We start from the raw sequence: 12,838 nt of genomic DNA, 5'->3' as shown, positions 1-12,838 counted from the left end.
GCGCCGCGGCGCCCGCCGGCCGCCGCCCGGCGGGAGCGGCGCTCCGCGGACCTGGAGCGTCTGCGGCGCACCAGTCCGATGACCGACGCGGTCCTCGACGAGGTGCGGGGCCGGCACATCCGCTGCCGGGACCACTGGCTGATCGACTACGCCTCCTGCAACTACCTCGGCTTCGACTGGGACCCGGAGATCGCCGCCCGGATCGAACCCGCGGTCCGGGCCTGGGGCACCCATCCGAGCTGGTCGCGCCTGCTGGGCAGCCCCCGCCTGTACCCGGCGATCGAGGAGCGGCTCGCGGCGCTGCTGGGCGCGCCCGACACGCTGCTGCTGCCGACGCTCACGCTCATCCACACCGCGGTGATCCCGGTCCTGGCCGGGGAGGGGCACGTCTTCGTGGAGGCGACCGCGCACCGGACGGTGTACGACGGCTGCACGGTGGCCCGTGGTCAGGGCGCGACGCTGCGCCGGTTCCGCGGGGACCGGCCCGGCGAGCTGGACGCGCTGCTCGCCGCGGCGCCCGCCGGCGGCACCCGGCTGGTGTGTGTCGACGGCGTCAACAGCATGACGGGCAACATCCCCGACCTGCCCGCGCTGGCCGCGGTGTGCCGGGAGCGGGACGCGACGCTGTACGTGGACGACGCGCACGGCTTCGGCGTCATCGGCGAACGCGGCCCGCACGAGCCGTCGCCGTACGGTCTGCGCGGCAACGGACTGGTCCGGCACGCCGGGGAGTCCTACGACGGCATCGTCTTCTGCGCCGGGTTCTCCAAGGCGTACTCGTCCCTGCTGGCCTTCCTCGCCCTGCCCACCGCGCTGAAGAACCGGCTGAAGACGGCGGCGGCGCCCTACCTGTACTCGGGGCCCTCGCCCACCGCGTCGCTGGCCACCGCGCTGGCCGGGCTGGAGGTCAACGACCTGCGCGGGGACGGGCTGCGCGCGGACCTGTACCGCAGGACGGTCCGGGTCCTGGACCACCTGGAGTCGCTGGGCATCGGCACGCTGAACACCGACCGGCTGCCCATCATCGAGATCCCGCTCGCCGACCCGGCCGACCTGGACCCGGTCGCGGCGTTCCTGTGGGAGGAGGGCGTCTACGTGACGCTGGCCGCCTATCCGCTCGTCCCGCGTGACCGCGTCGGTTTCCGCGTCCAGGTGACCGCGCTGCACTCGGAGGAGGACATCGGCAGGCTGAACGACGTGCTGACGGGGCTGTCCGCCCGTTTCCCGATGCGACCGAAGAGCTGAGCCGACGATGACCACGCACAACGACGACGTGGACTGGGACCGCTGGCCGGTGGCGGACTACCTCGCGGAGAACTACCGCGACGTCCACCCCGGCGACGCGGCGGTCATCGCCCATCACTCCGCCTTCTACCGCCGGATCGCGCCCCGCTCCCTCGGCCGCTCGGTGGAGTTCGGGGCCGGGCCGAACGTGTATCCGCTGATCCTGGCCGCCGCCGCGAGCCGCAGGGTGGACGCCGTGGAGGCGGGCGCCGGCAACGTGGCCTATCTCGAACGGCAGATCACCAGGGGGCCGGACGCGAGCTGGCAGCCGTTCCACGCGCTGTGCCGCCGGCTGAACCCCGCCCTGCCCGCCACGCTGGCCGGTTCGCTGGCGCGGGTGCACGTCGTCCACGGCGACGTCCGCGATCTCGCCCCCGGCGGCTACGACCTGGCGTCCATGCACTTCGTCGCCGAGGGCGCCACCGAGGACCGTGCCGAGTTCGCCGGGTTCTGCCGGGTGTTCGTGCGGTGTGTGGCGCCGGGCGGGTTCCTGGTGGCCGCGTTCATGGAGGAGATGCCGACCTACCGCATCGGCCCCGCCTCGCGCTGGCCGGGCTGCCCGGTCGGCCCGGACCTCGTCAGGGAGGTGTTCGCCCCGCTCACCCGGGAGCTGGCGGTGGACCACATCGACTCCGACCCGACGCTGCCGGACTACGGCGACTCCGGGATGGTCCTGCTGACGGGGCGGGTCCGTTAGGGCGTGTTTCGAAAGTAGCGTCGTCCGCCCGCAGGGCGGGCGGGACTTTCGAAACACGCTGTCGCGGCGGGCGGGGTCCGCGGCGGCGTCAGCCGAGTTCGAGTGTGGTGACGCCGAAGACCCGCTCGTGGGCGTACGGCCGGACCGGGCCCGTGTACATGCGGGCCGTCTCGAAGGAGGGGGTGAGCCCGGCCGCCTCGGCCAGGGCGACACCCGCGGGGTTGGTCTCGGGCACGTCGACGGCGACCGGGCGGCCGGCGCACTCGGCGGCGAGGGCGGCGAACAGGGCGCGGGCGTCCCCGGCGGTGTCGGCGAAGAGCGGGCCGACGCGCGGGCAGTCCCGGCCGGGGCGGACGACGCCGTACCCGGTGACCCGGCCGCCGCCGCTGCGGCGGACGACGGCGTGGTGGCCGGGGGCGGTGAGCCAGTGCGCGAGGAAGCGGGGGCGGTCGGCGGGGGTGCAGGCGGCGTCGTAGGCGGTGATGTCCGCCATGTCGGCGGGCCCCGCGACCCGTACGTCCGCGGGCGCCTCGGCGGCGGGCGGGGTGCCGGTGTAGCGGGCGGTGCGGTAGGCGTGCTCGAAGCCGGAGCGCCGGTAGTTGTCCTGCTGGGCGACGACTCCGTCGAGGCCGACCGTGCGGCTGCCGGCGTGGGCCAGGCCGGTCTTCCAGGTGGCCAGGCCGTGCCCGCGGCCGCGCAGGTCGGGGCGGACCAGATAGCAGCCGAGGAAGGCGTAGTCGCTGCCGTAGGTGACGACGGAGACCGCCGACACGGGCTCGCCGCCGATGCGGCCGAGGAAGAAGCCCCCCGGATCCTGGGCGAAGAACGCCGGCCCGTCGCCGGGGCCGGGGTTCCAGCCCTCGTCGGCGGCCCATCCGCTGATCAGCGGCCAGTCGGCGAGGCCGGCCCGGGTGACGACGAGGTCTTCGGGGGCCGGAGAGGCCATGGGGTGGCTCCGTTCGTGGGGGTGTGTACGGGCGGTGATCGTCCGCGTACGCGTCATCCTCGCCGACACCCCGGTGGGCGTCACGGCGCGATCAAGCCGTTGCCGCACTCCGAGGGGGAACGCCCGGACGGGTGTTCCCCCTCGCCGGGCAGGGCGAAGGCCCCGCCGTTCCGGGGAGCGGCGGGGCCTTCACGCTGTGCGTGACCCTGGGTCAGCGCGTTCCGGTCGGGCGGAAGCGCCGGTAGAGCAGGGCGCCGCCGGCCACGAGGGCCGCCGCACCCACCGCGGTCGGGACCGCGGGGTCCGCGCCGGTCTGCGCGAGGGTGGCCTCGGGAGCGTAGGCGACGGGCGCCGGCTCGGCCGGGGCCGGACGCGGCTTGTGCGCCCTCGGCGTCACGGACGGCTTCGGCTTCTCCTCGGGGGTGGCCTTGGCCGGGGTGTCGGCCGGGCCGTTCACCGACTCGTTGTCGATCGCCGCGTTGCCGACGCCGATCACGTTGACGGAGTTGCCGGTGACGTTGACCGGGACGTGCACCGGCAGCTGCACGGCGTTGCCGGAGCCGATGCCGGGCGAGTCCTTGGCCACTCCCTCGGCCTTCGCACCGTCGGACGCGGCGGCCTTCTTGCCGCCGCCGTCCACGTTGGCGCACTTGTTGCCGACGGCGGGGTTCAGCAGCCCCACCACATTCACGGTGTTCCCGCACACGTTCACCGGGACGTGCACCGGGACCTGGAGGGTGTTGCCGGACAGCACCCCCGGGGAGTCGGTCGCGGCACCGTCGGCCGCGGAGTCGGCGTACGCCGGCATCGCCACAGCCATCGCACCGGACGCTGCGGCGATGGCGATCACACCGTTACGGGTAACCCGTCTCATAGGTTCCCTGCCTTCCAGACATGGTCGCGGGCACTCCACCCGCACCGGATAAAACGCTCAGGAACCGTCCGAGTTATGGCTAAACGGCCATTCACCCCATCGAGCGCATGCCTGTCGAACTAGTTGTAAAGAGTACGATCTTCACGCAACGGGTCCCGCGAGCACGGCCCGCACGCCCCCCGCGGCCCGGGAGGCGTGCCCGCGGACAGCCGCCTATCGTGATCCAGGACGCCGCTTCCCGGTCCGCGACGGGCGTCCCTGGAGGCATCGATGCTGGCCAAGCTGTCCACGCGGCCCCTGCTGCGGCGCTGCGCCGTCACCGGTACGGCAGGGCTGGCCCTGCTCGGCACGAGTCTGCCGCCGGCGAAGGAGGCCGGGCCCGACCTGTCCCGCTTCTACCGGCAGAAGGTCACCTGGGCGGCCTGCCCGGGGGAGGGCGCGCCGAAGGACATGCAGTGCGGCCGGATCACGGTGCCGCTCGACTACTCCCGCCCCCGGGCCGGCACCCTGGAGCTGGCGCTCGCCCGCTACCGCGCCACGGGTGACAGACGGGGCTCGGTGGTGCTGAACTTCGGCGGGCCGGGCGGCGCCGGGGTCCCGCAGTTCGCGGGCGGCGGCAAGGACTTCATGGATCTCACGGACAACTACGACATCGTGACCTTCGATCCGCGCGGCGTGGGCCGCTCCTCGCCGGTCAGCTGCGGTGACGGCGAGGAGGAGATCGACCTCCCGGACGACGGCACCGAGGTGGCCCGCGCACCGCGGGCCGTGCTCGACGGGCTGCGCCGTGCGGCCGACGCGTGCGCCCGGCACTCCGGCCCCGTACTGCCCCACATCGGCACGGTCAACGCCTCGCGCGACATGGATGTCATGCGCCAGGCCCTCGGCGACAAGAAGCTCAACTACCTCGGGTTCTCCTACGGGACGCGGCTCGGCGCCGTCTACGCCGCCCAGTTCCCCGACAAGGTGGGCCGGCTGGTGCTCGACGGCGTGGACACCCTGACCGAGCCGCTGACCGAGCAGGGCAAGGCCGGCGCCCGGGGCCAGCAGAAGGCGCTGGAGGAGTTCATCACCTGGTGCGCGAAGGACATCGCCTGCCCGCTCGGGACGGATGCCCGCGAGGGCCGCGAGCGGATCGTCCGGCTCGTCGGCTCGCTGGACGCGAAGCCGGCCCCCTCGGCCTTCGGCGACGCGTTCACCGGGCAGGACCTGGTCGGCGCCATGGCAAGTGCCCTGTACAGCGAGGAGTTGTGGCCCGCCCTGGAGCGGGCGCTGTCCTCGCTGGTGGAGACCGGCGACACCCAGGCCATCGAGTCGTTCACCGCGGGCGCCCTGCGGCCGGGGCGGCGCGATCAGGGCGAAGTCCCGCGCGGCGGGGGCCTGGTGGACGAGGAGGACGTCCCCCTCGACAACCTCCCCTCCGCCCTCATGGCGATCAACTGCGCGGACGATCCCGACCGTCCGGGCGGACGGCAGATCCTCGCCGGCCTCGGCCGGCTGCGCGCCGAGTACGAGCGGGCGTCCCCGGTCTTCGGCCCGTACCGCCTCACCGAGGTGCTGATGTGCTACGGCCGCCCCAGGGGCACGGACTTCATCCGCGACGAGGTGAAGGACGTGGACACCCCGAAGATGCTGCTCGTGGGGACCCGCGGCGACCCGGCGACACCGTACGGCTGGACCGTGGAGACGGCCCGCCGGCTCGGCTCGCCGGCCGTGGTGCTCGACAACAGGGGCGGCGGGCACACCGGTTACACCTCCTCCAAGTGCGTGCACGGCAAGGTCGACGCCTTCCTGCTCTACGGCACGCTGCCCGCCGACGGCAGTTCCTGCGGGGCGGAGGAGGAGCGCGCGTGAGGCCGCGCGCGGGGTGCGGCCATTGCCCCAAATGCCGCATCGGACAATCGGCCCTATCGTGCTCTTATGGAGCACGCACTCAGTCCCACCGCCCTCTCCGAGCTGCGGCGCCCGCGCCCCTATCCGGCCGTGTCCGTCCTGACGCCGACACACCGCCGGGAGCCCTACCGGGCCCAGGACCAGGTCCGGCTGCGCAATGTCGTGGCCGAGGCCAAGAAGCAACTGGGGTCGGACCCGTCGATCACCCGTGAGCGGCGGACGGACGTCGAGCGACAGCTCGACCAGGCACTCGCCGAGGTCGATCTCACCTACGCCGAGGACGGCCTGGTGATCTTCGCCGCTCCGGGCGAGCACCAGGTGTGGTCGCTCGCGCGGCCGGTGCCCGAGCGCGTGGTGCTCTCGGACACCTTCCTCACCCGCAACCTCGTCTCCGCGCACGCCGCGGAACGCCCGTACTGGGTCCTGTCGGTCTCCTCGGACCGCGTCACGCTCTGGCACGGCCGCCTGGACCGCATCACCGAGGCCCCCCTCGGCGGCTTCCCGCTGACCCGGGCCGCGCAGAACTTCGACGCCGAGCGGCGCGAGCGGATCGGCGACACCCCGAGCACCTTCCGCGACGAGGACACGCGCCACTTCCTCAAGGAGGCGGACGCGGCGCTCGGCGCGATCCTGCGGGGCAGCCCGCGCCCGCTGTACGTCACCGGCGAGCAGGCGGCGCTGTCCCTGCTCGACGAGATCGGCGGCACCGCGCGGCACGCCGTGCACATCCCGCACGGCGGTCTCGCGCACGGCACCCGCGAGGCGGTGTGGCAGGCGATCCGGCCCCGGATCACCGCCGAGATCCACAAGAGCAACGACGAGGTCACCGGCGCGCTCGTCGCGGCCCGGGGCCGCAGGGCGTTCGCGGCCGGCGTCGACGAGGTGTGGCGCAGCGCCCGCGAGGGCCGGATACGGCTGCTGGCGGTCGAGGAGAACTACCGGGCGACGGTGCGCGGGGAGGACGGCGACCATCTGGTCCCGGCCGAGGCGGGGGAACTCGACGCCCGCGAGGACATCGTGGACGAGATCGTCGAGCAGTGCCTGGAGACCGGCGCCGACGTCCGCTTCGTACCGGACGGGACCCTGAGCGACGCCGGGGGGATCGCGGGCGTCCTGCGGTACTGACCGGCCGGCGCGCGGGGAGGGGGCGCGGGAGGACCGGGCCCCCTCCCCGCGGCACGCCGCGTCAGACACCGTCGAAGAGCGCGCTCAGGCCGCGCTCGACGACCGCGTCGAGGTCCTCCTCCCCGGGGGCGACCACCGCGTAGGTCCGCACCAGGAAGCGCTGGAGGGCGGGGGTGTCGAACTGGAGCAGGGCCATGCCGTGCGGCGAGTGCAGTTCGACGACGGTGCGTGCGTCGCCGCAGGGCCAGATGTGCACGTCGCCGTCGCCGGCCGGGCCGCGCAGCCCCGCCTCCAGCAGACCGCGGGCGAACGTCCAGGTGGCGCCGTTGCCGTCGAGGGAGACCTCGCCCGGGAAGTCGAGATGCACCGCCAGCGGATCCGTCGAGAGGTAGCGCAGCCCGGCGGGAACGGACACCTCGCGTTCCTCGCCGGTGATCAGACGGGCGCGGGCGGGCTGCTCGAGGGCGATGTCCATGGGCGGTCTCCCCTGGGTCGGAAGGCGACGGTCTTGCCGCTGTGCTCTTACGACCCCGCAAATGCCGTTTGCATTACACCGGAACCCGCACCAATTTTGTGAGCTGCGTCACTCTTGGGACGGCGGTCGGCGGCCCGGGTCACCCGCACCGCTCCACCTGGGGAACACGCGCGCGTCGAACAGGCGAATGAGTCCCGCACAAAGGTGCCGAACGGCCGTCAAACCGCGTACCCGGCCTACGCCGTGCCTCCGGGGCCGGCGTACGCCGTTCGCACGGTCCGACCTCTCCTTGAAGACTCTGGCATATGCCAGACGCACCACTGAATCGGGTGTTGCCAAAGCACTTACGGGGCGTCGCCGGCTGTGCAAGAGTCGTAACGGTCCCTCCGTCAGTCCTGGTCGTACCGTTTCCTCATCGGAGTGCGTCATGCCGCCCCACCTCTTCGCGGACCACCCCGCCGCCCAGCCGCCCGGACGCGGCTCGGTGGACGCCCTCATATCGCAGACGCGAAGGCTCAAGGGCGAGGTGGACGCCGTGCGGCGGGACGCCCCGGGAGACGGCGCGGACCCGCGGGAGCGCTGGCAGCGCGCCCTGTACGAGCTCGCCCTGCACCAGCTCGACGACCTGGATGCGCACCTGGCCCAGCTGCGGGACGGCCCCTCCCCGCCCCCCGCCGCGACTCCCCGCTCAGCCCGGTCGGCAGCGCGGAGTGGAACCTGCTGACGGACGAGGCCAGTTGGTCGGGCGAGCTGTACGAGATCCTCGGGCGGGACCCGGCCGCCGCACCCCTGACCCTCGACGAACTGCCCTCCCTGGTGCACGACGAGGACCGGCGGCGGCTGACGTCGATGGTCACCGACTGCCTGATCGACGCCAAGCCCATCGACGGCGAGTTCCGGGTCGTGCGCCCCGGCGGCGAGGTCCGCACGGTGCACATGAGGGGCGAGCCGGTGCTCGACCCCGACGGCGCCACCGCCTCGATGTGGGCCGTACTGCGCGACGTCAGCGCCGTACGCCGGCACCGGCGCGCCGTGAGCGAGACCCGTGACTCGCTCCGGCGCGACCGGCCCCGCGCGCACGGCGCACCGGAGCCCGGGGCCGGGGCGGGCGACGCGGTCCCGCCGCCGTGGCGCGGTTCGTTACGGCCTGCGCACGCGGGCCCCGGGGCACTGGACCTGGCGGCCTGCCGGCTGCGGGCGCCGGGCGGCGGCGCCCGCATGGGCGGTGACTGGTACGACACCCTCGAACTGGCCGACGGCACCACCCTGTTGAGCCTCGGTGCCCTCACCGGGCACGCGACGGCCGCCGCCTCGGGCTGTGCCACCCTGCTCGGCGCCGTGCGCGGCATGGCGATGGCCGGCACCCGCCCCGGTCAACTCCTCTCCCTCCTCGACCAGTTGCTCGACGCCACGGTCCGGCCCGCCCTCGGCAGCGCCCTGTGCTGCCACTACCGCCCGCAGAGCCGCACCCTCACCTGGGCACGGGCCGGGCACCCCGCCCCGCTGCTGTTCCGCCAGGGGACGGGACGCAGGCTGGACGGACCGCCCGGCGCACTGCTCGGCACCGCCCCGGGCGCCGTCCACCCGCAGACGGAGGAGACCCTCCAGGTCGGCGACCTGATCGTGCTGCACTCCGGCACCCTCGTGCCGGAGCACGGCGCGGCGGACGGCGCGGGCCCCCTGCTCGGCCTCGGCCCCCGCCTGGCCGGCGCGGCCCGCGCGCAGGACGCGATACGCCTGGTCGCCGAGGAGTTCGGTGCCGGGGGACGGGCGGACGACGCCTGTGTGCTCGTGGCGCGGGTGACGCACCAGGACCGGACCCGGCACTCGTGATGCCCCGGCCCTGCGATGCGCCGGCGGCGCGGGGGCAGTCCGAGAAGCGTCCTGAAGATCTTGAAACGGCGCCCGGCTTGCCCTGGTTGACGGCGATTGAGGTTTATCGGCAATCCAGGGCGAGGCGGGCGGCCGGAGCAAGATCTTCAACGGTCTCCTAGGCCCGTGCGCTGTTGCCCGGGTCCGGCTTGCGGGGCTTGGGCAGCGCCAGCCGGATCTCCTCCCGCAGTTCGCTGATCCTCGGACAGCCGGCGTACGCGGCGGTCAGCCGGTACATCTGCCGCAGCCGGTCCCAGGTGCGCCCGGAAGAGTTGGAGCCCATCGCCATCAGGGCCAATCGGGCGTACCGGTCGGCCTGTTCGGGGTCGTCCGCGATGAAGCAGGCGGACGCCATGGACAGATGGTCGAAGATCTTCGACCGCTCCCGTCCGTCGACGCGCAGGGACAGGGCCTTCTCCGCGTAGTGCCGGGCGTGCGCGGCCGCGCCCGGCTCGAACTCGGCCAGCGTGCGGTAGGCCAGGGCCTGCATGCCGTACAGATCCTCGTCCTTGAAGGTCTGCATCCAACTCGGCGACGGCACATCGCCCTTGCCGGAGACGAAGAGGTCCTCGGCCCGGCCCAGGGTGCGCCGCATGGCCTGCCCCTTGCCCATCGACGCCTGTGCCCAGGCCTCGATGGTGTGGAACATGGCCCGGGTGCGCGGCAGCACCTCGTCACCGGATCCGGACTGGGCGAGCTTCATCAGGTCGAGCGCGTCGTCGGGCCGGCCCAGATGCACCATCTGGCGCGCGGCCCGGGAGAGCGCCTCCCCGGCGCGGGGCCGGTCGCCGCCCTCCCGGGCCGCGTGGGCGGCGATGACGAAGTACTTCTGGGCCGTGGGTTCCAGGCCGACGTCGTGCGACATCCAGCCGGCGAGGACGGAGAGGTTGGCGGCGACGCCCCACAGGCGCCGCTGCAGGTGTTCGGGGTGGCGGTAGGCGAGCATGCCGCCCACCTCGTTGAGCTGTCCCACGACCGCCTTGCGCTGGAGTCCGCCTCCGCGGGCCGCGTCCCAGGCCCGGAACACCTCGACCGAGCGCTCCAGCTCGTCGATCTCCTGCGATCCGATGGGGGCGGCCTCGTAGCGGTCGAACCCGGCGGGCTCGGCCCGCAAGGGGTCGTCGAACTGTGGGGCGTCGGCCCGGAGGACCGGGTCGGTGTGCAGCCAGTCGTGCATGGCACCGCTGAGTGCGGATCCAGCGGCGAGCGCGGCGCCCGCGCCCACCAAGCCGCGTCGGTTGAGCATGAGGTCCATTCCCGTGAATTCGGTGAGGACCGCGGCGGTCCGTTCGGGCGCCCACGGCACACCGTCGGGATGTTCCGCATTCCCGGCGTCCTGCCGTTTCCCCGCACGCCCGTGCCGGACCAGACCGAGGTCCTCTATGGTCACGACACGGCCGAGACGCTCGGTGAACAGGGCTGCCAGCACCCGCGGCACCGGATCGCGCGGGATCTCTCCCCTGTCGATCCACCGCCGCACCCGCGAGGTGTCGGTCGACAGCTGGGGGTGGCCCATGGCCGCCGCCTGCCGGTTGACCAGCCTCGCGAGTTCGCCCTTGGACCAGCCGGTCAGGCCGAACAGGTCCGCCAGGCGGGTGTTGGGTTCGCCGCTCACATCAAGCCCCCAGGTTCTCGGCTGAGTTGACAGTAGCCCGGTGCGGGTTGCCCCGGGACTATTCGCCAGGGTTCGCCAGGGTGCGCCAGATGGTGTGCCACGGGACGCGGGGTGTCAGGTAGGAACGCGCCACCCCGACCCGGTCGCCCCTCGGTACGGCCGGTGCACTCCCCAGGGTGCACCCGGGCGACCGGATCGGGCGGCGCACTGACGTCGCAGGCACACGAAGGGATCTGTCTCTCCCATGTACGCAGCATCGTCCTCCGTGTCCGCCCCACCCCGGTCGCTACGAGCCCGCCCGGCGGGCGGCGGCCCCTACCTCGCCCCCGCGCGGCCGGCGGCCACCCCCGTGCCCGGCGCGGGCCGGCCGGTCCGGGCCGCGGGGCTCGGCACCCAACCGCTCAGCGGGAGACTCGACTTGTCCGGCCCCCAGGGCACCCAGCTGCGCACCGCCCTCGCGTCGGTGCACCGGATCTGCCCGGAGTTCACCCCGGTCCAGGTGCTGCGCCGCAGCGGGCGGTCCGTCCTCCTGGTCGGCACGACCGGGCGCAGTACGGCCGTCGCCAAGTGCTTACTGGACCACTCCCCCGCCTGGGCCGAGCGGACCCGGCACGAAATAGCGGCATACCGCGCGTTCGTCCGGCACCGCCCCCCGGTGCGGGTGCCGAGACTGATCGCGGCGGACCCGGACAACTGCACACTCGTCATCGAGCGGATGCCCGGCCGGGTGGCGGCACTTCAGCGCCATCCGCTGGAGACTCCGCCGCGGGCGGACATCAGGGCGGCCCTCGGCGCGATCTGCCGCCTGAACACCTGGCGGCCGCAGGCGGGCACGTTCGACGCGCCGCTGGACTACGCGGCGCGGATCTCCCGGTACCACGAGCTGGGTCTGCTGACCGACCGGGACATGGGTGACCTCCAGAAGCTGCTGCACGGCATCGCGGCCTCCGCGGGCCGGCAGGGCATGGGCCAGTTCTGCCACGGCGACGCCCTGCTCTCGAACATCCTGCTCTCACCGGCCGGTCCCGTGCTGGTGGACTGGGAGCACGCGGGCTGGTACCTGCCGGGCTACGACCTCGCGACGCTGTGGTCGGTGCTCGGGGACGCGCCGGTGGCCCGGCGGCAGATCAGCCAGCTGGCCCAGACGGCGGGCCCGGCGGCCCGGGACGCGTTCCTGGTGAACCTGATGCTGGTGCTGACGCGCGAGATCCGCACCTATGAGACGGCCGTGCAGCGTTCGCTGCACGACACGGCCCCGGCGGCACCGGCCGCGGCCCCCCCGGGTGCCGCGCCGTCCGGCGAGGAGCAGCGGCTGCTGCTGCGGCGGCTGCACGACGACTGCCAGCTGGCCCGGCGGGCCGTGCGCGCGGCGGTCGGCACCCGCTGACACACACGGACGGTGGCCCGCGGCACGCCCTGGAGACGGCGTACCGCGGGCCTGTGCGCGCGCCCTTGACGGCCGGGGGAAAACTGGCCGGATGTACGGCGGCAAAGACTTCCCGGGCCGGTTCCGCGGGTGCGGGGAAGTACGCCGCTGAAGCCTCGCGGGCCCTCGCGGTGCCGCTCGCGAAACTCCCGGGATTCGCGGGTGCCAAGGGTCGGCAGCGGTCGGTTGGCATGATTGACGGATCGTCGGACCGCCTGGCACCACGGACGCCCGGCCCCGCACGGCTCATCGCGCCCGACCGTCCCAGGAGGCTGCTTTGCGACGATCCGTCACCGATCCCCGTCGTCCGGCCGGGCACCGGCGCGCACGGACCGCCGCCGGGGCACTGGCCGCGGCGGCACTGGTGCTGCCGCTCGTCGGCGCCGCCCCGTCGGAGGCCCAGGACGCGCAGCGGCGCCTGCAGTCGGCCTTCGCGTCGGCCGCCGCGACCTACCGGGTACCGCAGAGCGTGCTGCTCGGCGTCTCCTACCTCCAGTCCCGCTGGGACGCCCACGACGGCCGCCCGAGCGTGACCGGCGGCTACGGCCCCATGCACCTGACCGACGCGCGCACCGCGCTCGCCGGGTCGGCGCCGGGCCGCGGCGGCCGGGCGGACCCGCACGGTGACGGC

The 12,838-nt window shown here is 73.9% G+C and carries 9 protein-coding genes and 2 pseudogenes; 7 read left to right on the top strand and 4 right to left on the bottom strand.

Annotation, left to right across the window (positions count from 1 at the left end; all coding sequences use genetic code 11):
- Both SZN_RS30550 and SZN_RS30545 read left to right on the top strand, forming a co-directional pair.
- Positions 1-1,245 (top strand): aminotransferase class I/II-fold pyridoxal phosphate-dependent enzyme (locus SZN_RS30550; protein WP_007502590.1); only part of this gene is annotated, 1,245 nt, incomplete at its 5' end.
- 7 nt (positions 1,246-1,252) lie between these two features.
- Complete coding sequence (locus tag SZN_RS30545) at positions 1,253-1,981, top strand: hypothetical protein (RefSeq protein ID WP_007502588.1); 729 nt, start codon at positions 1,253-1,255, stop codon at positions 1,979-1,981.
- Positions 1,982-2,069: 88 nt separating this feature from the next.
- On the opposite strand, the gene SZN_RS30540 is transcribed toward SZN_RS30545, so the two are convergent.
- Together SZN_RS30540 and SZN_RS30535 are read right to left on the bottom strand one after the other, a co-directional pair.
- Complete coding sequence (locus SZN_RS30540; protein WP_007502585.1) at positions 2,070-2,927, bottom strand: GNAT family N-acetyltransferase; 858 nt, start codon at positions 2,925-2,927, stop codon at positions 2,070-2,072.
- 211 nt (positions 2,928-3,138) lie between these two features.
- A complete protein-coding gene (locus SZN_RS30535) occupies positions 3,139-3,747 on the bottom strand; it encodes a chaplin (RefSeq protein WP_425274487.1) in 609 nt (202 codons plus the stop codon).
- A 324-nt stretch (positions 3,748-4,071) separates the two neighbouring features.
- Here SZN_RS30535 and SZN_RS30530 point away from each other — a divergent pair, with 324 nt between their 5' ends.
- Positions 4,072-5,655: an alpha/beta hydrolase gene (locus SZN_RS30530; protein ID WP_007502577.1), complete on the top strand. Its 1,584-nt coding sequence runs from the start codon at positions 4,072-4,074 to the stop codon at positions 5,653-5,655.
- A 66-nt stretch (positions 5,656-5,721) separates the two neighbouring features.
- Positions 5,722-6,819 carry a baeRF3 domain-containing protein gene (locus SZN_RS30525; protein WP_007502576.1) on the top strand — a complete coding sequence of 366 codons (1,098 nt, stop codon included), beginning with the start codon at positions 5,722-5,724 and terminating at the stop codon, positions 6,817-6,819.
- 61 nt (positions 6,820-6,880) lie between these two features.
- Here the strand turns inward: SZN_RS30525 and SZN_RS30520 are convergent, their stop codons facing one another.
- Positions 6,881-7,294, bottom strand: a complete 414-nt coding sequence (locus tag SZN_RS30520) for an SsgA family sporulation/cell division regulator (RefSeq protein WP_007502575.1) — start codon at positions 7,292-7,294, stop codon at positions 6,881-6,883.
- Between the two features lie 427 nt (positions 7,295-7,721).
- On the opposite strand from SZN_RS30520, the pseudogene SZN_RS30515 reads away from it, so the two are divergent.
- Positions 7,722-9,127: pseudogene (locus SZN_RS30515) on the top strand (SpoIIE family protein phosphatase).
- Positions 9,128-9,284: 157 nt separating this feature from the next.
- On the opposite strand, the gene SZN_RS30510 reads toward SZN_RS30515, so the two are convergent.
- Positions 9,285-10,781, bottom strand: coding sequence for a DNA-binding protein NsdB (locus SZN_RS30510; RefSeq protein WP_007502574.1), 1,497 nt, complete (start codon positions 10,779-10,781; stop codon positions 9,285-9,287).
- 244 nt (positions 10,782-11,025) lie between these two features.
- On the opposite strand from SZN_RS30510, the gene SZN_RS30505 reads away from it, so the two are divergent.
- Together SZN_RS30505 and SZN_RS30500 are read left to right on the top strand one after the other, a co-directional pair.
- Positions 11,026-12,168 carry an aminoglycoside phosphotransferase family protein gene (locus SZN_RS30505; protein WP_043734002.1) on the top strand — a complete coding sequence of 381 codons (1,143 nt, stop codon included), beginning with the start codon at positions 11,026-11,028 and terminating at the stop codon, positions 12,166-12,168.
- A gap of 316 nt (positions 12,169-12,484) precedes the next feature.
- Positions 12,485-12,838: pseudogene (locus SZN_RS30500) on the top strand (N-acetylmuramoyl-L-alanine amidase); the annotation flags it as partial.

This window comes from Streptomyces zinciresistens K42 (assembly GCF_000225525.1).
Taxonomy (GTDB): Bacteria; Actinomycetota; Actinomycetes; order Streptomycetales; family Streptomycetaceae; genus Streptomyces; species Streptomyces zinciresistens.
The sequence above is the reverse complement of the archived record's forward strand: the minus strand, read 5'-3'. Positions and strand labels throughout refer to the sequence as shown.